Origin of the sequence: Serratia nematodiphila DZ0503SBS1, from assembly GCF_000738675.1 — a bacterium.
Classification (GTDB): Bacteria; Pseudomonadota; Gammaproteobacteria; order Enterobacterales; family Enterobacteriaceae; genus Serratia; species Serratia nematodiphila.
The window spans coordinates 1,143,860-1,167,222 of sequence record NZ_JPUX01000001.1 but is presented as its reverse complement, the minus strand read 5'-3'; the positions used below and the strand labels follow the sequence as shown (position 1 = coordinate 1,167,222).

Annotated in this window: 19 protein-coding genes; 6 read left to right on the top strand and 13 right to left on the bottom strand. The window is 60.8% G+C overall.

From position 1 onward, the window contains the following. Positions 1-8: 8 nt before the first annotated feature. The 3 genes from prlC to JL05_RS05275 form a co-directional block, all read right to left on the bottom strand. Positions 9-2,051, bottom strand: a complete 2,043-nt coding sequence (gene prlC / locus JL05_RS05285; protein ID WP_033631855.1) for an oligopeptidase A — start codon at positions 2,049-2,051, stop codon at positions 9-11. Positions 2,052-2,168: 117 nt separating this feature from the next. Next, the gene (locus JL05_RS05280; RefSeq protein WP_033631854.1) at positions 2,169-2,630 is read right to left on the bottom strand and encodes an HIT family protein; all 462 of its coding nucleotides are present in this window, start codon (positions 2,628-2,630) and stop codon (positions 2,169-2,171) included. 16 nt (positions 2,631-2,646) lie between these two features. Then, on the bottom strand, positions 2,647-3,051 hold the full coding sequence (locus tag JL05_RS05275) for an ASCH domain-containing protein (RefSeq protein WP_033631853.1): 405 nt from the start codon (positions 3,049-3,051) through the stop codon (positions 2,647-2,649). Between the two features lie 135 nt (positions 3,052-3,186). On the opposite strand from JL05_RS05275, the gene JL05_RS05270 reads away from it, so the two are divergent. After that, the gene (locus JL05_RS05270) at positions 3,187-4,029 is read left to right on the top strand and encodes a 23S rRNA (adenine(2030)-N(6))-methyltransferase RlmJ (RefSeq protein ID WP_004931012.1); all 843 of its coding nucleotides are present in this window, start codon (positions 3,187-3,189) and stop codon (positions 4,027-4,029) included. A gap of 130 nt (positions 4,030-4,159) precedes the next feature. After that, positions 4,160-5,512, top strand: a complete 1,353-nt coding sequence (gorA, locus tag JL05_RS05265) for a glutathione-disulfide reductase (RefSeq protein ID WP_021505213.1) — start codon at positions 4,160-4,162, stop codon at positions 5,510-5,512. A 77-nt stretch (positions 5,513-5,589) separates the two neighbouring features. Here the strand turns inward: gorA and JL05_RS25820 are convergent, their stop codons facing one another. The 4 genes from JL05_RS25820 to JL05_RS05250 form a co-directional block, all read right to left on the bottom strand. Next, positions 5,590-5,739 carry a DinB family protein gene (locus JL05_RS25820; RefSeq protein ID WP_274518997.1) on the bottom strand — a complete coding sequence of 50 codons (150 nt, stop codon included), beginning with the start codon at positions 5,737-5,739 and terminating at the stop codon, positions 5,590-5,592. Continuing rightward, the gene (locus tag JL05_RS05260; RefSeq protein ID WP_274518996.1) at positions 5,736-6,107 is read right to left on the bottom strand and encodes a DinB family protein; all 372 of its coding nucleotides are present in this window, start codon (positions 6,105-6,107) and stop codon (positions 5,736-5,738) included. The genes JL05_RS25820 and JL05_RS05260 overlap by 4 nt, the downstream gene beginning before the upstream one ends. A gap of 67 nt (positions 6,108-6,174) precedes the next feature. After that, positions 6,175-7,008, bottom strand: coding sequence for a PhzF family phenazine biosynthesis protein (locus JL05_RS05255; protein ID WP_374930571.1), 834 nt, complete (start codon positions 7,006-7,008; stop codon positions 6,175-6,177). A 51-nt stretch (positions 7,009-7,059) separates the two neighbouring features. After that, positions 7,060-7,689: a LysE family translocator gene (locus JL05_RS05250; protein WP_033631851.1), complete on the bottom strand. Its 630-nt coding sequence runs from the start codon at positions 7,687-7,689 to the stop codon at positions 7,060-7,062. Between the two features lie 139 nt (positions 7,690-7,828). Between JL05_RS05250 and JL05_RS05245 the strand changes: the two genes are divergently transcribed. The 3 genes from JL05_RS05245 to JL05_RS05235 all read left to right on the top strand — a co-directional run bounded on the left by JL05_RS05245 (position 7,829) and on the right by JL05_RS05235 (position 11,616). Next, positions 7,829-9,178 (top strand): aminotransferase-like domain-containing protein, encoded by a 1,350-nt coding sequence (locus JL05_RS05245; protein WP_033631850.1) that lies wholly within the window; start codon positions 7,829-7,831, stop codon positions 9,176-9,178. Between the two features lie 162 nt (positions 9,179-9,340). Then, complete coding sequence (locus JL05_RS05240; RefSeq protein WP_033631849.1) at positions 9,341-9,835, top strand: putative pterin-binding protein; 495 nt, start codon at positions 9,341-9,343, stop codon at positions 9,833-9,835. Then, a complete protein-coding gene (locus JL05_RS05235) occupies positions 9,832-11,616 on the top strand; it encodes an ATP-binding response regulator (RefSeq protein ID WP_033631848.1) in 1,785 nt (594 codons plus the stop codon). Before JL05_RS05240 ends, JL05_RS05235 begins: the two co-directional genes overlap by 4 nt. Here JL05_RS05235 and JL05_RS05230 read toward each other — a convergent pair. The 4 genes from JL05_RS05230 to JL05_RS05215 all read right to left on the bottom strand — a co-directional run bounded on the left by JL05_RS05230 (position 11,606) and on the right by JL05_RS05215 (position 20,289). Further along, positions 11,606-12,457: a helix-turn-helix domain-containing protein gene (locus JL05_RS05230; RefSeq protein ID WP_004931021.1), complete on the bottom strand. Its 852-nt coding sequence runs from the start codon at positions 12,455-12,457 to the stop codon at positions 11,606-11,608. The genes JL05_RS05235 and JL05_RS05230 overlap by 11 nt on opposite strands. 454 nt (positions 12,458-12,911) lie before the next feature. Next, positions 12,912-15,938 (bottom strand): autotransporter outer membrane beta-barrel domain-containing protein, encoded by a 3,027-nt coding sequence (locus JL05_RS05225; protein ID WP_425326477.1) that lies wholly within the window; start codon positions 15,936-15,938, stop codon positions 12,912-12,914. A gap of 196 nt (positions 15,939-16,134) precedes the next feature. Then, positions 16,135-19,158 (bottom strand): autotransporter serine protease, encoded by a 3,024-nt coding sequence (locus tag JL05_RS05220; RefSeq protein ID WP_033631847.1) that lies wholly within the window; start codon positions 19,156-19,158, stop codon positions 16,135-16,137. Between the two features lie 477 nt (positions 19,159-19,635). Then, entirely contained in the window at positions 19,636-20,289 is a 654-nt protein-coding gene (locus JL05_RS05215; RefSeq protein ID WP_048326479.1) for a TetR/AcrR family transcriptional regulator, read from the bottom strand. 249 nt (positions 20,290-20,538) lie between these two features. On the opposite strand from JL05_RS05215, the gene JL05_RS05210 reads away from it, so the two are divergent. Then, the gene (locus JL05_RS05210; protein WP_033631845.1) at positions 20,539-21,756 is read left to right on the top strand and encodes a Tm-1-like ATP-binding domain-containing protein; all 1,218 of its coding nucleotides are present in this window, start codon (positions 20,539-20,541) and stop codon (positions 21,754-21,756) included. Positions 21,757-21,859: 103 nt separating this feature from the next. Here JL05_RS05210 and tnpA read toward each other — a convergent pair whose 3' ends face one another. Beyond that, complete coding sequence (tnpA, locus tag JL05_RS05205; RefSeq protein WP_033633558.1) at positions 21,860-22,297, bottom strand: IS200/IS605 family transposase; 438 nt, start codon at positions 22,295-22,297, stop codon at positions 21,860-21,862. Between the two features lie 174 nt (positions 22,298-22,471). Next, on the bottom strand, positions 22,472-22,963 hold the full coding sequence (gene spy, locus JL05_RS05200) for an ATP-independent periplasmic protein-refolding chaperone Spy (protein WP_028128096.1): 492 nt from the start codon (positions 22,961-22,963) through the stop codon (positions 22,472-22,474). Positions 22,964-23,363 lie beyond the last annotated feature (400 nt).

The window sequence follows — 23,363 nt, the reverse complement described above, 5'->3', positions numbered from 1 at the left end:
GTGTCGGGTTATCCTTTAATGCCGTAATGGCGCAGCATAGCATCCAGCTGCGGCTCGCGGCCACGGAAGCGTTTGAACAGCGCCATCGGCTCTTCCGAACCGCCGCGCGACAGGATGTTGTCGAGGAAGGATTTGCCGGTCTCGGCGTTGAAAATCCCCTCTTCTTCGAAGCGCGAGTAGGCGTCGGCCGACAGCACTTCCGCCCACAGGTAGCTGTAGTAACCTGCCGCGTAGCCGCCGGCGAAGATGTGGCTGAAGGCGTGCGGGAAACGGCCCCAGCTCGGCGAAGGCACCACCGCCACCATTTTCTTCACTTCCGCCAGCGTCGGCAGGATCTGCGCCCCTTTCTCCGGGCTGTATTCGAAGTGCATGCGGAAATCGAACAGGCCGAACTCCAGCTGGCGCAGGATAAACAGCGCCGCCTGGTAATTCTTGGCCGCCAGCAGCTTGTCGAGCATTTCCTTCGGCAGCGGCTCGCCGCTCTGATAGTGGCCGGAGATAAACGCCAGCGCTTCCGGCTCCCAGCACCAGTTTTCCATAAACTGGCTCGGCAGCTCGACTGCATCCCACGGCACCCCGTTGATGCCGGAGACGCCGGCGGTATCGATCTGCGTCAGCATGTGATGCAGACCGTGGCCGAATTCGTGGAACAGCGTGGTCACTTCGTTATGGGTGAACAGCGCCGGCTGATCGCCCAGCGGGCGGTTGAAGTTGCAGGTCAGGTAAGCGACCGGTTTTTGCAACGTGCCGTCGGCCTTGCGCAGGCTGCCGACACAGTCGTCCATCCAGGCGCCGCCGCGTTTGTTTTCGCGGGCGTACAGATCGAGGTAGAAACTGCCGCGCAGCTCGCCGTCGGCGTCGAACAGATCGAAGAAGCGCACGTCCGGATGCCAGGTCTCGACGTCTTTACGCTCTTTGGCTGTGATGCCGTAGATGCGTTTCACCACTTCGAACAGCCCTTCCACCACCCGCTGCTCCGGGAAGTACGGGCGCAGCTGCTCGTCGCTGATGGAGAACAGATGCTGTTTCTGTTTTTCGCCGTAATAGGTGATGTCCCAGGCTTCGAGCTCGTCCACGCCATAGTGCTGTTTGGCGAAGGCGCGCAGCTGCGCCAGCTCCTGCTCGGCCTGCGGGCGGGCGCGCTTGGCCAGATCGCTCAGGAAGCCGATCACCTGCTCCGGGCTTTCCGCCATCTTGGTCGCCAGCGACTTGTCGGCGTAGGTATCGAAGCCCAGCAGCTGAGCAAGCTCATGACGCAGCGCCAGCGTTTCCGCCATCACTTCGCTATTGTCCCATTTGCCGGCGTTCGGCCCCTGATCGGAGGCGCGGGTGGCGAAGGCGCGGTACATCTCTTCGCGCAGCGCGCGGTTGTCGGCGTAGGTCAGCACCGGCAGGTAGCTCGGCATGTCCAGCGTCAGCAACCAGCCGTCCTGCTCTTTGGCCTGCGCCATCGCCTGCGCCTGTGCCAGGGCGCTTTCCGGCAGGCCGCTCAGTTCCGCTTCGTCGGTAATCAGTTTGCTCCAGCCCATGGTGGCGTCGAGCACGTTATTGCTGTAGGTGGAACCCAGTTCGGACAGGCGCGCGACGATCTCGCCGTAGCGCTGCTGTTTATCCGCCGACAGGCCGATGCCCGACAGTTCGAAATCGCGCAGCGCGTTGTCCACCGCCTTGCGCTGCGGCACGCTCAGCGCCTCGAACGCCGCGCCCTCTTTCAGGCTGCGGTAGGCCTGGTACAGCCCTTCGTGCTGGCCGACCCAGGTGCCGTACTCGGACAGCAGCGGCAACGCCTGCTCATAGGCGGTGCGCAGCTCCGGGCTGTTTTTCACCGAGTTCAGGTGCCCGATCGGCGACCAGATGCGCGACAGGCGATCGTCCGACTCCGCCAGCGGCTGACACAGATTGTCCCAGGTGAACGGCCCCGGCTGCGCGACCACGCGCTCTACCGCGGCGCGGCAGTCCGCCAGCGCGGATTGCACCGCTGGCACGATATCTTCAGGGCGGATCGCCGAGAAAGGCGGCAGGGAAAACGGGGTCAGCAACGGATTTGTCATAGGGCAGTCCTGATTAGCGTTGGGCCCGCCGCACGGGCGAGCCTTAAAATGCGTATGAATCTCTAACATGGAGCCAGACAGCAGGAAAATCAATGCCCGGCGTTGATCGTTCGTGCCTTAAATGGCGCTTTGGCGGATGCGGGCGGCCAGCGCCGCCAGCTGTTGGTCGTCGGCGCGCGCCGCATCGTGGGAGGAGATATAGCCCTCATAACGTTCGAAAAACTTCGGCGAGGTCGATTCGATCGGCCGCCACTGTTCCAGCGATGCGGTGCCGTGCAGCGGGATCAGTTTGGCATGCACATGGTCGACGCCGTAGCCCTCGAACACCATGCCGCAGCGGCCGACGTCGTCGAACGCGCGATCCAGCTGCTTCGCCACCCGCTTGGTCGCCAGCATCAACGCGCTCAGCACCTCGTCCGGCAGGTCAAAGGCGTAGCTCGGGTGGTGCGCCTTGGGGATCACCACGCTGAAACCGTCGGTGTTGGGAAAGATGGACAGGAACGCCAGATGGTCGTCGTCTTCCCAGATTTTATGGCATGGCGCCTTGCCCGCCACGATGTCGCAAAAAATGCAGCTCATCCTTTCTCCTTGTGATTCACAGCGTTTCAACCCGTTCGAACTCTTCGAACACCAGCCACATGTCCGGCGCAAAGCTCCCCTCGCGGGTAAAGAACGCCTGATGCCCCTCGCGCCAAAACGCCAGGCTTTTGTCGCCTTCGCCCTCTTTGGCAGCCATCTCGGCGGTCACCCGATCGTAGCGCACCAGGCGCAGCGCCAGGGTTCTGATCACGCAGGCCGGTTCGCCGCGGCCATCAAGAACGATGCTGTAATCGCCGATCCGCGGGGTTTGTTCCCGACGATAGCTCGCATAGGAACTGCAGGTGGCGGTTTTATCCCCGCTCAGCACCAATCCCAGCAGTTCGTCGGCTAACGCGGGGCCGTCGCCGAACGCCCAGCGCGCCGCGTCGGGGTAATTCGCCAAAATCGCCTGTTTGCTCATCGTCCTGTCCCTTTCTGTTAACGTCTGCGGCAACGGAGTCCGGTTTTTCCCGGCCAGACAGTTTATACTGTGCAGATTATAAGCCTTATTGCATTGAATGCTCCGTCTGCGGAGCACAAGGAACCGCCACCCGTCATGTTAAGTTATCGCCACAGTTTCCACGCCGGCAACCACGCCGACGTGCTCAAGCACACCGTTCAGAGCCTGATCATCGAGTCGCTGAAGGAAAAAGAGAAGCCGTTCCTGTATCTGGATACCCACTCGGGCGCGGGCCGTTATCAGCTCAGCGGCGAACACGCCGAGCGCACCGGCGAATACCTGGAAGGCATCGGTTTGCTGTGGCAACGCGACGATCTGCCGGAAGAGCTGGCGGCCTACATGAGCGTGGTGCACAACTTCAACCGTTCCGGCACGCTGCGCTATTATCCCGGCTCGCCGCTGATCGCCCGCCAGCTGCTGCGCCCGCAGGACAAAATCCACCTGACCGAGCTGCACCCGAGCGACTACCCGCTGCTGCGCAGCGAGTTCCAGAAAGACGAACGCGCCAAAGTGCAGCGTGCCGACGGTTATCAGCAGCTGAAATCCCAGCTGCCGCCCCTGTCGCGCCGTGGTCTGATCCTGATGGACCCGCCGTATGAAATGAAGACCGATTACCAGGACGTGGTCAAAGGCATTCAGGAAGGCTACAAGCGTTTCGCCACCGGCACTTACGCGCTGTGGTACCCGGTGGTGATGCGCCAGCAGATCAAACGCATGCTGCGCGATCTGGAAGCCACCGGCATTCGCCGCATTCTGCAGATCGAACTGGCGGTGAAACCCGACAGCGATCAGCGCGGCATGACCGCCTCCGGCATGATCGTCATCAACCCGCCGTGGAAGCTGGAACAGCAGATGAAGAACGTGCTGCCGTGGCTGCACAAGGTGCTGGTGCCGTCGGGCATCGGTCACCATCTGGTGAACTGGGTGGTACCGGAATAAACCCCATCAGGGCGCGGTTTGCCGCGCCCTGCGTCCACCTATCGCAGCCATCGACGCAATCTTTGCGACAAACCCCGGTCAGGCGTTAAACTCTTACCCTCTTCAAATTCACAACTCATGGAAATCCCAGATGACGAAACATTACGATTATCTAGCAATTGGCGGCGGCAGCGGCGGTATCGCATCGATCAACCGGGCAGCCATGTACGGCCAAAAGTGTGCGCTGATTGAAGCCAAAGAGCTGGGCGGCACCTGTGTAAACGTGGGTTGTGTACCGAAAAAAGTCATGTGGCACGCGGCGCAGATCGCCGAGGCCATCCATCAGTACGGCCCGGATTACGGCTTCGACACCACCGTCAACGCCTTCGACTGGAAAAAGCTGGTCGCCAACCGCACCGCCTATATCGATCGCATCCACAACTCCTACGATAACGTGCTGGGCAAGAACAAGGTCGACGTGATCAAAGGCTTCGCGCGCTTCGTGGATGCGCACACCGTGGAAGTGAACGGCGAGACCATCACCGCCGACCACATCCTGATCGCCACCGGCGGCCGCCCGAGCCATCCGGCTATTCCGGGTGCGGAATACGGCATCGACTCCGACGGCTTCTTTGAGCTGGACGCCATGCCGAAACGCGTCGCCGTGGTGGGCGCCGGCTATATCGCCGTGGAAATCGCCGGCGTGCTGAACGCGCTGGGCGCCGAAACGCACCTGTTCGTGCGCAAGCACGCGCCGCTGCGCAGCTTCGATCCGATGATCGTCGAAACCCTGGTGGAAGTAATGAACACCGAAGGGCCGAGCCTGCACACCGAATCGGTGCCGAAAGCGATCGTCAAGAACGCCGACGGCAGCCTGACGCTGCAGCTGGAAAACGGCAAAGCATTCACCGTCGACTGCCTGATCTGGGCCATCGGCCGCGAACCGGCGACCGACAACCTGAACCTCGGCGTTACCGGGGTGAAAACCAATGAGAAAGGCTACATCGACGTCGATAAGTTCCAGAACACCAACGTCAAAGGCATCTACGCGGTGGGTGACAACACCGGCGCGGTAGAGCTGACCCCGGTCGCCGTGGCCGCCGGCCGCCGCCTGTCCGAGCGCCTGTTCAACAACAAGCCGGACGAACACCTGGACTACAGCAACATCGCCACCGTGGTGTTCAGCCACCCGCCGATCGGCACCGTCGGCCTGACCGAGCCGGAAGCCATCGAGAAGTTCGGCGCGGACAACGTGAAGGTGTACAAATCCTCCTTCACCGCCATGTACAGCGCCGTGACGCAGCACCGCCAGCCGTGCCGCATGAAGCTGGTGTGCGCGGGTAAAGAAGAGAAAATCGTCGGCCTGCACGGCATCGGCTTCGGCATGGATGAAATCCTGCAGGGCTTCGCGGTGGCGGTGAAGATGGGCGCCACCAAGAAGGACTTCGACAACACCGTGGCGATCCACCCGACCGCGGCGGAAGAGTTCGTCACCATGCGCTGAGGCGCAACCTCGCCGGATTCCGGCGCGTAACAGGCCAGGCGCGAAAGCGTCTGGCTTTTTTATTTATCTCGCTCGCCTCACGGCGCCCGGCGGTAATGATCGCGCAGAAACACCGGCAAATCGTTCGCCGGTGCAGCAAAGGGCACCTGATAGAGCATATCGCCGACAAAACCGCGATGATAGGTCGCGTGGTTGACGACATGCAGCACGATTTCCTGGCGCGTCATGCGGCCTTCCCCCCGCCGACGAACTCGAAATGCACCACCTGCGCCAGCGCCTCGGGCGACCAGTTGTCCACCTGTTCGATATACCAGCGGTCCATTTCCTCCACCGCACACCGCAGAGAGTCAAGCGCAGGCGTTTGCTCGGTGTTGCGCGCGAGGTAACCATGCTTGCGGCCTTGCAGATGGTGCCTGAAGATATCGTCCACCACGTACACGTGATTCAAGGTATGCACCATATTGCCGAAACGGGTCGGGCGCGGCCGCAGCGCTTCGCCCTCCGGCAAGGCCGCCACGCAGTCAAAGGTCAAGGCGTTCGCCCACGCTTTGTAACGCACCAGCATTTTCAAGGTATCGATGGCCGTTGCAGACATACTGTTCACTCCTTATCGGATGAAAATCGATATTCCGTTCAGCCGCACGCGGGTGCGGCGGCGCGTGCTACGCCGTGCCAATCCCATGCAGCCGACCTTCAACCTGAGTGCGCGTGTTGCCGCCCACCCAAATCCGGCCGCTCTCGTCGCGGGTGACATGCACGCGCCCGTTGCGCCCACGGCAGCGCCCCTGAGCGGCGATATAGCCGCCGCTGACCACGCCGCTTGCAAACAGCCACTGAGCCAGGGAGGCATTGAGGCTGCCGGTGACCGGATCTTCGACGATAGCGCCAAGGTGATCGCTCAAAAAAGCGCGCACCTCGAAGGCTGCGTCACCATCGGCATGTGGGCCGACGACGCCAATGTCCACTCTGCGCGGCCAGCTTCTCGCCGGCGTCAGGGAAAGCACCCGCTCGGCGCTGGCCAGCCGGATCCCCAGCCACCCCGGACCGTTATCGATCCAGGCGGCATCGAGCGCCTCCTCAGGCGCGATCCCCAAAAACCGCAGCGCGTCGGCCAACGCCGCTTCTGACGGCGCCCCGGAGCGAATCAACGGCGGCGCGGCAAAACACAGCCGTCCGGCCTCGCGGCGAATGCTCACCAAGCCCGCCCCGCACTCCTGGATGATCTCCGCATCATTACGCGGCGTACCGCCCGCAGTGAGCCAGGCATGACAACTGCCGAGCGTCGGGTGCCCGGCAAACGGCATTTCACGATCCAGCGTGAATATTCGCACCCGGTAATCCGCCTGGGGGTGCGTCGGCGGCAGCAAAAAGGCCGTTTCCGACAGGTTGAACCAACGTGTCAAGCGCTGCATATCCTCCGTAGACAACGCTCCGGCGCCCGTAATCACCGCCAACGGATTGCCGGCGAGCGGCCCGGCTCCAAAGACATCCACCATCTGCATGCCAAAAACCATCGCTTCTCTCCTCAGGTTAACGCCGGGCGTTCATTACCCCCGCGATATCAACAGCTCCAGGCCCGCCAAAGCGAACAGCAGCGCAAGCGTTCCTTCAATCCAGCGCCTCACCCGGGTGTAAAACGCGATCATCGGCGACGTTGAGAACAGCAGGGCATACCCCCCGAAAATCGTCACGCCGAGCAGCGCGCAACCGCCAATAATTGCCGGTAAAACCTGCTCAGGCGCGCCTTGCCGCAATCCCAGCGACATGATCGCCATCCAGGACATGATGGCCTTGGGATTGCCGAGATGCATCAGCACGCCCTGCCGATACAACCTCTGATAAGATCGCGCGCTATCCCCTGCCGCTATGCCTGTCGAGATGGGAGACGCCCGTAATGCGGATCGGCCGGCGCGCAGCGCCAGATACAGCATATACACGCCGCCGACGATTTTGATGGCCCACAGCGCCTGTGCATACGTGGCCAGCACGGCGGAAAGGCCGGTCGCGGCCAACATCGCCCAGCACAGCGATCCGGTCACCACCCCGGCGGCCAGCACCAATGCGGGCCTGCGGCCGTCACGCATCGCCACGCCCATGATCGCCATGTTGCTGGGGCCGGGGCTGGCAGTTGCGAGGAGATAGGCGCCGTAAACCAACGCAAGCTGACTGACCATCATGGAAAAACTCCGCTGACCCGCCTTACGGCCGAGCCGTAGTTGAAAACGCCGGGACTCCTCACCAACATAGTATGTGTTACACTTTTCGCCTATTTAAATAGTGTCACGTGACACTATATTCTTTCTCCGGAGAGCGAATATGCGGCTTCAATCCCCCTGGCAGCCCCGCCTGGCCAATGTGGAAGCCACTACCGTCGAACGGCTGGTGTTGGCGTTGGCTGACGACATTATCGAGGGCAAACTGCAAGGGGGCGATCGTTTGCCGGCCCACCGTACGCTCGCCTGGCAATTGGCGATCGGTCTGGGCACGGTGACCAAAGCCTATGCCATCCTGGAGCGGCGTGGGTTGGTGCGCAGCGTGAAAGGCCGCGGGATGTTCGTGGCGATTCGCCGCGCCCGTGAAAAACGCGAAATCGATCTCTCGTCCAATGCGCCGCCGGCGATGCTTACCGATCGTTTGCTGGCGCGCACGCTGGCCGGCATTGCGCGGAAAATGGATGCGGACCATCTGAACTTCTATTCCCCTCCGACCGGGCATCTGGAGCACCGGCGTTTGTTGACCCGCTGGCTGGAAAACGCCGGCGTCACGATCGATCCGTCGCACCTGGCGCTGACCAGCAATGCCCGTCAGGCGATTTCGCTGGCGTTTGACCTGGCCTGCGGGCCACGCGGCACGATACTGACGGAGAGACTCACCTACCCCGGCGCGATCGCGCTGGCCCGACGTAAAGGCCATCGCCTGATCGGCGTGGAGATCGATGCGCAAGGCATAGTGCCGCAGGCGCTGGCGAGTGCGCTCGAGCGTGTCTCCTCCGGCCATACCGCGGTCTATCTGACGCCGACGCTGCATAATCCGACAACCGCCACCATGAGCGCCGAGCGCAGGCAGGCTATCGTCGAGATATGCCGGCGGGCGAATGTCTGGATCATCGAGGATGGCGTGTATGCGCTGGGGCATTCAGCGGCGCCTGCGCTCGCGGCTCTGGCGCCCGAGCGGGTGTTCCATGTCAATGGCCTGTCGAAAACGCTCGGCCCGGGATTGCGGATCGGCATGCTGACTCTGCCGCCCGGCATGCAAACTGCGGCGGAAGAAGCCTTGCAAGATCTTCCTTTCGCGCCTTCGCCACTGTCTTGCGCTGTGGTGGAGGAGTGGCTGGCCAGCGGCGCGATCGAGACGATACCGCAAGCGTTGCGTCATGAGGCTCAGCAAAGAGTGCATCTGGCCACCTCGATATTTGATGCCGACGAATGCGTATCGCATCCCGACGCTTATCATGTCTGGCTGCCGATGCCGCGCGAAACCGCCGAGTCTGTGGCCGCCGCCGCCGCATTGGCCAACGTAAAGGTGACGCCGCCGGACACCGTGATGGTAGACCGCGACGAACGTGCGACGGGCATTCGCCTGTGCCTGGGTTCCCCCTCGCCGGACGAGCTAACGGCAGGCCTGACGCAGCTGGCGCAGCTGTTGAAAGCGCATCGAAACGGCTGACAAACGGAAGAGAAAGGTTACGCGTACAGGCCGACCGGCCCAGGACTGTTCTTTTTGTGCGGTTTACTATTCCCTTCGCACCCGCCTGCTTTTTCTGCCATTATTCTGCCTGATAAATTAGCGGGACTGATACAAACCTCCCCGCGCCTCTGGAGAACGCCGATGCTGTTCAAACTATGCAAAACCCTTGCGATGGCCTGCGTGGCCCTGATTATCGCCCAGAGCAGCGCGCTCAGCTTTACCCTGGAAGTGGCGGGCAAGATCGACAACGTGACCGACCCGGTCAAAAAAAGCTATCTGTTCACCGATAAGCAGCTGTTGGCGATGCCGGTGCGCAGCATCACCACCTCCACCTCCTGGACGCCGCAGAGAAAATTTGAAGGGATTTCGGTGGCCGATATCCTGGAGCGCGTCGGCGCTAAGGGCGAGACGCTGACTTTCTATGCGCTGAACGATTATTACATCGACGTGCCGCTGTCCGACGTCAAGAAATACAACATGATCCTGGCCTACAAGATGGACGGGGAAATGCTGAAGCTCAGAAACTTCGGCCCGCTGTTCCTGGTTTACCCGCGCGACGCCGCCGGGCCTGAACTGAACTCGCCGTTGTACAATTCACGCTTTATCTGGCAAGTCGACAGGATCGTGATCAAATGAAGCTGACGACCTTTAAGAACGGCAGCAGGCTGGCGATCCCGGCCATCTTTGCCGCGCTGTTTTTAGTGGCTTCGACCGTCACGCTCTATTACTACAGCGCCACCCTGTCGAAGAAAGGGCTGTATGCCATCGCCGGCACGCAGGAGAATTACTCCTGGTCGATCGCCAAGTTCTCCATCAAGCTGGCGGAGTTCGACACGTTCGTCGAGCAGCAGAGCCATGCGCCGCAGGTGGACAGCGACAACCTGCGGCTGCGATTCGAAATCCTCTATTCGCGCTTTTACGTGCTGGAAACCGTCTCCGAATCCACGCAACCGCTGTACGCCGAGCCGGGCTACCCGGAAGTGGTCAAGCAGATGCGCCTGCAGATGGATCGCATCGATAAACTGCTGGATAACCCGAAAATCGACTTCAGCCAGGTTTTTGCGGCCATGAAGGCCATCAAGCCTTACGCCATCGAAATGGCCAACCTGACCGACCACGCCGAGGTGAAGCAGCGCACCGCCGCCTATGAGGACTACATCGAGAAACGGCACATCATTTTCTATGGGCTGGTGATTGTCATGTTCTCGGTGATCGCGCTGATCGCCATCACCCTGATCGTGTTCCGTCAGCAGCGGCTGACCATTCGCCAGCAGGCCAAGGCCATTGAGGCGGAGAAAGCGACACGCACCAAAAACGCCTTCCTCGGCGCCATCGGCCACGAGCTGCGCACCTCATTGCAGAGCGTAATGTCGGCCATCGACGTGCTGGTGAACACCCGGGTGTCGACGGAGCATGCGGACACTTTCCAGCGGCTGGAGACCGCCGCGCAGCAAATCGAAAGCCAGATGAAGGATCTGACCGACTACGCGCACCTCGACAGCGGCATGATGGAATTGCGCATCGTGCCGTTCGACGCGCAGAAGCTGATCGCGGAAACCGCCAACGAAATCGCCACCCTGACCCGCAAAGAGCAGGTCAAACTGAGCTGCGAAGTGGAGTGCAGCCACCTGTTGGTGCACTCCGATCCGCTGCGCATCCGGCAGATTATCGTTAACCTGCTGACCAACGCCTACAAATACACCGAAAGCGGCAGCATTACGCTGCACAGCTGCCTGCGCCGCCAGCCGGGCGGCAATTCGTTGATCATCGAAGTGACCGACACCGGCATCGGTATCGAAAAAGACCAGCTCGATCAGATCTTCAAACCCTTTACCCAGTTGGATCAGTCGCATACCAAACAGTATGCCGGCGTGGGGATGGGGCTGGCGATCGTGCACGGCCTGGTGACGCTGCTCAACGGCACCATCACGGTGTACAGCGAAATCAAGAAAGGCAGCACCTTTATCGTCAGCATTCCGGTGCAGATCAGTGAAGAAGAGCGCGCCGACGAGCCCGCCGCCGCCAATGCCCCCCTGCAGCAAAAGCCGCAGCAGGTGCTGGTGGTGGATGACAACAAGTCGGTGGGTGACGCCTTTGCGGCGTTGCTGGACAAACTGGGCTACCAGCACGAACTGTGCGACTCGCCGGAGCGCGCGTTGCAGAAGCTGCTCAGACGCCCTTACGACGCGCTGTTGCTGGATCTGCAGATGCCGGGCATCGACGGCGCCGCCCTGGCCAGGCAGCTGCGCAATCGTCGCGGCCCCAACCGCCATGTGCCAATCATCGGCATCAGCGCCTATACGCCGGAGCAGCTGACGGCGGATCAGCGCGCCCTGTTCGATAACTACCTGATGAAACCGGTTCGGCTGGATGCGCTGTCGAGCGCACTGGCCGAGGTGTTCCCCGCTAAAGATTAAAACAGCGTTGCAGTGCGGCTTCGATCACATGGAGCCGCACCGGTTTTTCATAAGGGCCGAGCACATCGTACTCGCGCATCGCCTGAGCGATCTCCGACTCGCGTCGGTCGGTGCCCAGTTCGCCGGTCAGCACCAGTACCGGCGCGTCCGGGTTGTCGGAGGCGCGGATGGTGGCGATACAGCGATCCGCCGTTTCCTCACCGATCAGCCAGTCCACCACGTAACCGTCGAACAGGCTTTGCTGCAACGCTTGGCAGAAGCTGTCGACATCGTAAAACGCCACTGCGTTGAAACCGCAGCCGCCGAGGTACTTGGCCAGCTCATCGGCCGCCTGATGCGAATCGTCCAATACCGCGATGCTCAACCGCTCGTCATCGCCGTAGCCGGGCCGGATTTCTATCAGTTCGACGCCGTAACGCAGACCTGCCGGCGCCTCATCGGCGCGATAGATATGCCATTGCCCCTCCACACGCAGCGCCACAAATTCCGCCGGCCGCCCGGCAGAAAGTTCGTCGCCAATGTGCCCGACGCAAGGGATCGCCACTCCCGCCACGAAAAAGATGGCATCACGCGCCATGTTTGGCTCGGTCGTCTCGTGTTCGGCGCTCAAATCGGCGATCGCCGCCGGCGTTTCTCCCAACGCGGCCGCGACGCTGTTGATCTGTTCCAGCGTCCAGGGGCTTTGCCCTTTCAATTTGCGGTGCGCATGTGAAAAACTCAGATCCAAGATGCGGCTGAGTTCGCGGGCATGCTGACGTTTTCCAATCCCGTAATGTAAAAACAGCTCCCTGACCCGATTGGCAATCGACTGTGAATCGAATTTTTGATGATTGTTATCCATTTGTTCCTTCGATTTTTTTTACTGATTTATCAGTCGTTTTGATTATTTCTGCTGAAAAAGCCACACCTAAAACTAGCATCCCATGCAATTATGCGTTAAAAACGTTGCTTGACATACCATGTTGTATCGTCAAACATGGTATCAAAAGAGACATACAGCAATACACTATAAAAAATAACACCAGCACGATTTTTAATAATAACCATAGTAACACCAGGGAAAATTTGTTCCGTTGCCGCTACTGAGACGATGCTCACATCGCTTGGACTGCATAAGCAAAACGGGGCTTGAGCCTTTAGCGCTAATCTGTTTTACCCACTTTTAAGCCGGGATCCGTCAGGGTCCCGGTTTTTTATTGCCCTGGCGCCGCGCCATCATACGGACTCACCCCGCAGCCGCAAATAAAAACGGAGCCGGCATGCCGGCTCCGTTGACCCTGTAATGACCGCTTGGCTTAGAAGCGCCAGGTGAAACCGGCGTTGACGCTGTTGTCCTGATGGTTCTGCGACAGCAGCCCGCCGTAGCCCAGCGACAGCGAGGCGTTCTCGTTCACCGCCACTTCCGCCCCCGCCTTCAGCACCATGCCGTCGCGCGACACCGGCACGCTGTCCACCACGAACGGCGCGTTGCCGCCGTTGAACCGCAGCCCGGTGCCACGCTCCAGCCCGCCGTACTGGTGTTGCCACCCCAGCTCGCTGCGCAGCGCCACCGTCGTGCCCGGGCTCACCTGCCACTCAGTGTCCGCGCGCACTCCCAGCGTCGACACCGTCGCGTCGGTGTGCTGCTTGTCGCCGCGCAGCGCCGCTGCGCCGCCGCTTTCCGCAATGCCGTTGTTTTCAAAGTTCACGTACGCCAGGTTGACGAACGGCTCCAGGTTCAGCCACTCGCCCTTCACGCTGTAGCCCGCTTCCGCGAACAGCTGCTCGGTGCGCGCGCTGTACTTCGCCGTGTCGCGGTCCGACTGCATCCCGTAGTTCACCGACCGCTTGGTGTCGATGCGGTGCCAGGTGTAGCCCGCCCCGCCCCGCAGCGCCAGCGCGCCAAACTGCTTGTCGCCGTACGCCGCCAGGTGGTAGTTGTCGCTGTCCGCCTTCGACCCGTACCCGCCGTGCAGCGAGGTGCGGGTGTAGCCGGTCGCCACCCCCAGCCGCCAGTCGGCCGCCGCCGCCGAGTCCAGCCCCACCAGCACCCCGTAGGTCGAGGCCTGATAGCCGGTGGCGTTGGCGTCGCCCGACGCATGGTCCCACGCTCCCAGCAGCTGCGCCCAGGCGCCGTCCTCGTCCGCCTTGATGGCCGACGAGCTCGCCAGCCCTTCCGCCTGACGCAGACGCCCGTTCAGCGCCTCACGCAGGTAGCGGCTGTCGTTCACCAGCGCCGACGCGATGTCCGCATGGATTTGCCCCGACAGCTGACGGAACGCCTGCCGCGCCTCGCCCGCCGTGCCGCTGTTGAGCAGGCTCTCGTACACCGGGTTGCCCGCCGCCAGCGCATCCGCCGCCGCCGCCACCGCCCGCTCGTTCGGCGTCTGCGCCACGCTGGCGAAGCTCGTGCCGTTGCGCCCGACGCTCAGCGTTACCCCGGTCGGCTGGTAGCTCAGCCCGGTGCCGAGGAACAGGTAGTTCGGCGCCACCGCGTCAAACTGCCCGCTGACCCCCTGCTGCGCGCTCAGGATGGTGTACTGCTGGCCCAGCAGGCTGCGCACCTCGCTTTGCGTCAGCAGGTTGGCGCTGTTCTCCAGCGTCACCGCCACCTCGCCGCCGCCGATCGTCGCCGCTCCGCCGCTCTGGATCCGATCGCTCTGGCCGTTCGGCCCCACTTCCACCGTGTAGCGCGAACCCGGCTCGAAGCTGACGTTGCCGGCCACGTTCAGGGTGCCGATCGAGTTGCCCGGCGCCACGGTGCCGCCACGGCGGGCGGTCAGCGAACCGACCGTACCGCTGCCGCCGACGATGCCGCCGTTCTGCACGCTGACATCCGAGGTGACCGAGCCGTTGATCGCCAGCCGCCCCTGATTGACCAGCGTCGGGCCGGCATAGGTGTTGTTACCGGTCAGTACCAACGTGCCGATGCCCTGTTTGGTCAGGCCGCCATGGCCGGAGATGTCGTTGCTCCAGAAATCCAGGCCGCACAGCACATCGCTGCAGACGCGCTCGGTCGGTTTACCCTTGTCCAGCACCGCGCCGACGCCCGGCAGATCCACCACAAACTGGGTCGGGCCGTAGGCCACGCCCGTCGGATCCGGAATACGGAACTCCGCAGGAATATCTTCGGCAGTCACCAACATGCCCGGGCCGTTGATGGCCTTGCCCAGGTTGATCATCCCCCAACCGTAGAGCGCGTCGATGCCCGGCGCGCCCATATCGGTGGCAGTGGTTTTCAGCACGTCGGCAATCTGCGCCGAGCTCATGTACGGGAAGCGCTGCAGCAACACCGCCACCGCGCCGGTGACGTGCGGTGTCGCCATCGAGGTGCCGTTTTTATTGCCGTAGTCCGACACCAGGTTGGCCGGATCGGAACCGTTGGCCACGGTGCTGTAGATTTTGCTGCCCGGCGACGAGACGCAGAAGCTGGCGGTATAGCCGCAACGGGAAGAGAAGCTGCTGATGGTGTAAGGCACGCTGTTGGTCGATGTCGCATCCTGCGCCACGCTGGCGACCGACAGCCAGTTCGGCGCGATGTCCGGCACGAAATAGGCCAGCCCGCTGATCACATCCGGCTGGTTGTAGTTGCCGTCGTTACCCGCGGCGAACAACACCAGAATATTCTTGCGCGCGGCGTCGATAGCGCCCTGATAACCTGCGCCAGCCAGGCTGCCGAGCAGCGGTTTGACCTGATCGAACTGTTCCTGCGCATCCTTCAGCTCAAAGTGCAGCGCGTTGGGATCGCGGCCGCCGTCGGACAGGAAATCGGGAATACTGACGCCCCAGCTGTTGTTGATCACCCGCACGCCGCTCTTGATCATCGCCTGCCAGCCGGCATTGGTGACGGCGCCGTCCAGGCCAAGGAATTCGCCGTAGGCCGGGCCGTCGTTGTCGTTATCGACGCTGATCACCTGCGAATCGAAGGCCACGCCGTGCATGCCGACGCCGTCGCGGTTCGCCGCGCTGATGCCCGCGACGTGCACCCCGTGATTGCTCAGCATGCCCTGCGAGCCGCTGTAGAAGTGGAAGGTGCCGTCGAAGTAAAAGCGATCGCCGGCGTTAATCCCCGGCCGGTGCGGATCGGTATAGGCGCGGTAGCCTTCGGTAACGACGTTGATCAGTTTGCCGTCGCCGGCGAACTCGGGATGGCGGTTGACCGGGGTATCGAAAATGCCCACCTTTTGCCCTTTGCCGGTGTAGCCGGCGGCGTAGGCCTCATCGGCGTGGATCGCCCCCAGCCCCCAGTTGGCGTTGAATTCGGCGCTGCGCCAGCTGGCCGGATCGCCGGCTTGGCCATTCACCTCGTGCGGCGCCGCCTGCGCATACCCCGCCAGCGCCATGCAGCAGACCAGCGCGTTCAGCCGCCATGGCGAGCGACGAGCGTTTCCTTTGCTATCAAAACCCATTGTTGTTGTCATTTCCTTACCTTTTGCTTGTTATTGGCCGACGCCCCAGGTGCGCCGGGTTCTCATTAGCAGGATGTGAAAAAGGAACCGCCCGCAGACGGTTCCCGTACAAGGATTGAGTCGATGTTGCTTAGAAGCGCCAGGTGAAGCCGGCGTTGACGCTGTTGTCCTGGTGGTTCTGCGACAGCAGCCCGCCGTAGCCCAGCGACAGCGTGGCGTTCTCGTTCACCGCCACTTCCGCCCCCGCCTTCAGCACCATCCCGTCGCGCGACACCGGCACGCTGTCCACCACGAACGGCGCGTTGCCGCCGTTGAACCGCAGCCCGGTGCCACGCTCCAGCCCGCCGTACTGGTGTTGCCACCCCAGCTCGCTGCGCAGCGCCACCGTCGTGCCTGGGCTCACCTGCCACTCAGTGTCCGCACGCACTCCCAGCGTCGACACCGTCGCGTCGGTATGCTGCTTGTCGCCGCGCAGCGCCGCTGCGCCGCCGCTTTCCGCGATGCCGTTGTTTTCAAAGTTCACGTACGCCAGGTTGACGAACGGCTCCAGGTTCAGCCACTCACCCTTCACGCTGTAACCCGCTTCCGCGAACAGCTGCTCGGTGCGCGCGCTGTACTTCGCCGTGTCGCGGTCCGACTGCATCCCGTAGTTCACCGACCGTTTGGTGTCGATGCGGTGCCAGGTGTAGCCCGCCCCGCCGCGCAGCGCCAGCGCGCCAAACTGCTTGTCGCCGTACGCCGCCAGGTGGTAGTTGTCGCTGTCCGCCTTCGACCCGTACCCGCCGTGCAGCGAGGTGCGGGTGTAGCCGGTCGCCACCCCCAGCCGCCAGTCGGCCGCCGCCGCCGAGTCCAGCCCCACCAGCACCCCGTAGGTCGAGGCCTGATAGCCGGTGGCGTTGGCGTCGCCCGATGCATGGTCCCACGCCCCCAGCAGTTGCGCCCAGGCGCCGTCCTCGTCCGCCTTGATGGCCGACGAGCTCGCCAGCCCTTCCGCCTGACGCAGACGCCCGTTCAGCGCCTCACGCAGGTAGCGGCTGTCGTTCACCAGCGCCGACGCGATGTCCGCATGGATTTGCCCCGACAGCTGGCGGAACGCCTGCCGCGCCTCGCCCGCCGAGCCGCTGCTGAGCAGGCTCTCGTACACCGGGTTGCCCGCCGCCAGCGCATCCGCCGCCGCCGCCACCGCCCGCTCGTTCGCCGTCTGCGCCACGCTGGCGAAGCTTGTGCCGTTGCGCCCGACGCTCAGCGTTACCCCATTCGGCTGGTAGCTCAGCCCGGTGCCGAGGAACAGGTAGTTCGGTGCCACCGCGTCAAACTGCCCGCTCACCCCCTGCTGCGCGCTCAGGATGGTGTACTGCTGGCCCAGCAGGCTGCGCACCTCGCTTTGCGTCAGCAGGTTGCTGCTGTTCTCCAGCGTGACCGCCACCTCGCCGCCGCCAATCGTCGCCGCTCCGCTGCTCTGGATCCGATCGCTCTGGCCGTTCGGCCCCACTTCCACCGCATAGCGCGAACCCGGCTCGAAGCTGACGTTGCCGGCCACGTTCAGGGTACCGATCGAGTTGCCCGGCGCCACGGTGCCGCCACGGCGGGCGGTCAGCGAACCGACCGTGCCGCTGCCGCCGACGATGCCGCCGTTCTGCACGCTGACATCCGACGTGACCGAGCCGTTGATCGCCAGCCGCCCCTGATTAACCAGCGTCGGGCCGGCATAGGTGTTGTTACCGGTCAGTACCAACGTGCCGATGCCCTGTTTGGTCAGGCCGCCATGGCCGGAGATGTCGTTGCTCCAGAAATCCAGGCCGCACAGCACATCGCTGCAGACGCGCTCGGTCGGTTTACCCTTGTCCAGCACCGCGCCGACGCCCGGCAGATCCACCACAAACTGGGTCGGGCCGTAGGCCACGCCCGTCGGATCCGGAATACGGAACTCCGCAGGAATATCTTCGGCAGTCACCAACATGCCCGGGCCGTTGATGGCCTTGCCCAGGTTGATCATCCCCCAACCGTAGAGCGCGTCGATGCCCGGCGCGCCCATATCGGTGGCAGTGGTTTTCAGCACTTCCGCCACCTGCGCGCCACTCAGATACGGGAAACGCTCCATCAGCACCGCGACGCTGCCGGCCACGTGCGGCGCCGCCATCGAGGTGCCGCTGTATTTGGCGTAGCCGGTTGTCAGATTCTCTAGGCTGGTGCCTTCGATTACCGAGCTGTATACCCGGGTGCCCGGCGCCGAGACGCAGAAGCTGGCGGTATAACCGCAGCGAGAAGAGAAGGTGCTGATGCTGTAATCGCCGGTATTGGTCGGATCCTGCAAGCTGGCGACCGACAGCCAGTTCGGCGCAATCTCCGGCACAAAATAGGCCAGGCCGGCCATGGCGTCCGGATTGTTCAGGTTGTAATCGTTACCGGCGGCGAAGATGGTGACCACGCCGCTGCGGGCCGCGTCGATCGCGCCCTGATAGGCGCCCCCGGGGTTGGTGCCGAGGATCTGTTTAATCTGATCGAACTGCTTTTGCGCATCGTCAACGGTGAAATGCGGATAAGCCGGGTTCTTACCGCCCTTGGCGAATTTATCTGTAATGCCGATGCCCCAGCTGTTGTTGATGATGCGCGCGCCGCTGGCCACCAGCGCATCCCAACCAGCCTTATACACCGCGCCGTCGTTGCCGAGGATGATGCCGTCCTCCGGGCCGGGATCGCCGTTCTCCGCGCTGATGATCTGCGCGTTGAACGCCACGCCGTGCATGGCGCCGCCGTCTCGGCTGCCGGCGGCGATGCCGCCCACGTGGGTGCCGTGCGAACCGAGCGTGCCATCGGAATCCACGCTCGGCGTGCCGTCATAGCGGAAAGCGTCGCCTTTTTTCACCGGAATATAGGGATCGGTGTATTCACGGATGCCTTCGGTAACCAGATTGATCACCTTATTCTCACCGGCGAACTCCGGGTGCTTGGCGTAAACCGGCTGATCGAAAATGCCAAGTTTGATGCCTTTTCCGGTATAACCGGCGGCGTAGGCCTGGTCGGCGTGGATCGCCCCCAGCCCCCATTCCGCATTGAACTCACTGCTGCGCCAGCTGGCCGGATCGCCCGCCTGGCCGTTCTCTATATAGCTGGAGGCCTGCGCCCCGCCAATCGCCGTCAGGCAGATCAGCATCGCGCTCCATTGTGCGCGATGAACTCCGATTTCAGGCCAGCCGAAGGCCGCCCGAGCGGATTTGACTCCTCTACGTTTCTTCTCCATCCCAGATACCGTCCGTTGTTGTTTGCAAATGTTTTATAAGATTTTTTGTGTAACAGTTTGGTAACACCAAATAAATAAAGCACAACAATCTCAAGTGCGCTTAATGTGTCATCCGGCAGTTCAACGGGAGGAGAGAATGTTTCAGGGGTGAATCAGGCGAGAAGCGATAAGAAAGGACAATGATATTGCACGATGTCTAAGCGGCGTTTGCAAGCGAGAGAGTCAAATTTAACAAATTGATAAATAAAGATATAAATCAGACAAAATCGAAGGGGAGATCGCCTGAAAAGTGCTTAACAGGCGTCTTTTATCACTTTTAATTATAAATTTTGCCAATATTCACTCAGTGAATTATGCTGGTTTTTCACTCGGCCATCGGCAAAAATTGGATTATCCTGCTGATGTTTTTTTGCAGTTCGTCGCGTCCTCTTCCGCCTGACGCAGAATGGCTTTGGCCATCCATTGCGTGACGTCCTGAATGCTCTCAAGCTCCAGCCCCCAGATATCTTTCAGCACCAGAAACACCTCCGAGCCGTAAATCAGCGAGAAAGCATGAATCACTCTCTGCAGAGAGTCCGGCGGCAGTTTGCCCTGCAGCGGTTCCACCGCCAGCGCCAACAGACGCTTGCGGTTGCCGCGCACGAATTTCTCGCCCGGCGTCGCGTGCGCCCACTGTTGCAAAGAGAGCTGCAGCGCCGCGCGCAATGCTCCCTCGTGCCGCTCCATCTGAGGATAGGCGAAAGTCAGCAACTGCTGGATGCGTTTCAGGGCGTCATCGTCTTGCGGGCGCCATTCCAGAATAGGCCCCAGGCTTTCCGCCACCACGGCGCTAATCAGCGCACTCTGGGTCGGAAAATAGCGGTAGGCCGTCGCACGCGATACCTGCGCATGCGCCGCCAGTTCGGTGATCGAAGGAAACGCCCCTTCGTCATACAGCGTCATCGCGCTGGCCAGCAACAAACGGTAGGTTTTTGCCCGGGTGGAAGTCAGTGAAGGATCAAACGGGGTGGGAAAGGCATCTATCGGCACATAAACCTCATGCATCTGCACACGCTTGCGCAACAGAGGATGCGCCTCTGTCGACTGGCTGCCGGCAAAACGCCGGCCACGTTGAAAAGCTCAAAAATGAGACAGGAGTCCCATTTTGCACTGAGCTGCCCTTGCAAAAATGATACTGCCGTCTCATTATATAAATACATTAATCAATTTAATTTAAACGCCAACACCAGGGCACCCTAAAAAACATAACAAAATGATTTATAAATAAAAATTAGAAAAACCCCAGGAAGATACATGAAAGACACTTCAAATTTTGTCTATATTGCTACCACAGCAGATACGAAAGGACAAGAGCTGGAGTATGTACGGCGGCTGATCGCTGCCCTGAATTTACCCACGCGAACCGTCGATCTTTCCACTCGTCGCTTGCCGTTTGACTCCCCGGCCGATATCGGTCCAGAGGACGTCGCACGCCACCATCCGGCGGGCGCCGACGCGGTCTTCTGCGCCAGTCGCGGCCAGGCGATCGCCGCCATGGCGACCGCTTTCGAACGTTTTATCCTGACGCGCCGCGATATCGCCGCCTTGCTTGGCCTGGGCGGCTCCGGCGGCACCGCCATCATCACGCCGGCCATGCAGCAGCTGCCGATCGGCCTGCCGAAAGTGATGGTCTCGAGCATGGCGGCGGGAGACGTTTCCGCCTATGTTGGCGCCAGCGATATCAACATGCTGTATTCGGTCACCGATCTCGCCGGCCTGAACCGCATCTCGCGACGGGTGCTGAGCAACGCAGCGCGCCAGATAGCCGGCGCAGTGCACTTCGCCGCCGTCGACTATCACGACAACAAACCCGCGATCGGCCTGACGACGTTTGGCGTCACCACGCCCTGCGTTCAGGCGTTGATTGCCGAACTGGGAACACAATGGGATTGTCTGACGTTTCATGCGACCGGCAGCGGCGGCAGATCGTTGGAAAAACTGATCGATAATCGCCAACTGCACGGCGCCATCGATTTAACCACTACCGAAGTGGCCGATTACCTGTTTGGCGGTGTGCTGCCCTGCAATACGGATCGTTTCGGTGCCATCGCGCGTACCGGCATCCCGTGCGTGCTCTCCTGCGGCGCGATAGACATGATCAACTTCGGCGCGCCGAATACGGTGCCGGCTCGCTATGCCAACCGTCTGCGTCACCATCACAACCCGCAAGTGACGCTGGTGCGCACCAGCGCTCGGGAGAATGCGTTAATGGGGCGCTGGATGGGCGAAAAAATCAACGCCTGCGCGGGCGAAGTGCGTTTCGTTATCCCGGCGGGCGGCGTATCGGCTTTGGATGCGCCCGGCCAACCGTTCTGGGATCCGGCGGCGCTGGCCGCCTTTACGCAAGCGCTGGAAGAAACGGTATACGCCACCGACAAACGCCGGCTGATAAAAACGCCTTATCATATTAACGACCCGCGCTTTGCACAGGCCGTTGCCGAACAGTTCCGGCGCATTGTCGGCGGGGAATGATTATCACTCACTGCAGAACCTGCCGGTGATAACGCCAAGTAAAAGACCACCTCCTGAGGAGGTGGCTTTACACGACGCCCCCTAAAAGGGGGCCATTTTCGAGTTAATCCTGCAACAGCTCCATCTGCTGTTCGATCTCTTGGTCCTTCTTATCCTGATACTTCACGTATCGCCTGATAATTTCTTCGTTTACCCCTACCGTATCGACAAAGTATCCCCTTGCCCAAAAATGATTGCCCCACAACTTCTTTCGTATATGTGGGAAACGATTGTAAAGCCGGATTGCACTGCGTCCTTTCAGGACGCCCATCAACGTCGAAATCGATAGCTTCGGGGGGACTATCACGACCAGATGCACATGATCTGGCTGAATATTTAGCTCAAGAACTTCACAGTCCTTCATGTTGCAGAGGATATAAATTGTTCGGTAGAGCTCTTTGCCCACCTTGTCGCGGAGGATTTTAAATCGATACTTTGGCGTCCAAACCAGGTGGTATTTGCAACGCCAGAACACATGTGATGAACTCCTGTATAAACCCATGTTGGTGATTTCCTTCTTACTTGTGGTGAGTAAGCTGGAATATTCCGGCATGGGTTTCCTTCAGGCTAGAGCCTCACAGGTTCAATCACCACCTCCTTAGGAGGTGGTTTAAGGCTTACAATAAAAAGGGCCAGACAAATAGCCTGGCCCTTTATTATTCACCGCGAGCGGATATTACTGACCGGCGGGCATCTGCTCCTTCATTTTATTCATGTGGTCCATCATCTTTTGCTCGCGTTTCTGATAATTCTCATTGTATTGTTTTTTCTGCTCAGGCGTCAGCAGGTTATACATTTTATTTTCCGCTTTGGCGCGTGCCAGCATGCGTTCGGATTGCGCTTTGCCGATCGCGTCAATTTGCGCCTTCGCCTTCGCTTCGTCAAAGCTGTCGGAAGCGACCAGATTGTGCAACGCCTGGCGCTCCTCTTTCATGCCCGGCCCGCGCTTCTGGTGCGACTCTTTCATGATATCGCGCATCTGCTGGCGCTGCTGCTCGGTCAGGTTCAGCCCGGCGAACGGGCCGCCTTTGCCTTCACCCTTGTGATGCATCATTTTCATCGGCGCCGCATCCGCCGCCGGGGCCGTCGCCGTATCGGCGGCGAACGCCGCGGAAGCAGAACCCAGGGCCAGCGTGGAAGCAATAAATAAAGCCGTCAATTTACGCATAATCATTTCCTTAAAAATTTTCTTCATCAGGAGCGCTGTACGTTAACAGGCTCATTCGTTGTCGGAGATAATAATAGGCTGATAAATTTCAAGTAATGCGAGGGTGTGTAAACTTTTTAAAACCCGGATCGGATTTATTCACCAATTATGAGAAAACTATGAAGATGGCGTTTATTTGATGGAAATTTCAATTTCTCGGCAAAAATCCCCCCGGTGGAGTTATTTTTCCGCTTTCCCCTCACCGCTATAATTTACTCACCTGCACGGCAACCTTGTATCAACCGTTTTCCGATAGCAGGGGAAATCACTAAGCATCACACGATCCGATGTTCTCCTACACTTTAAGGCAAGCGGCCGCCGGGCGACGTTTACACCGCAAAACTAATCATTGCTTATATAA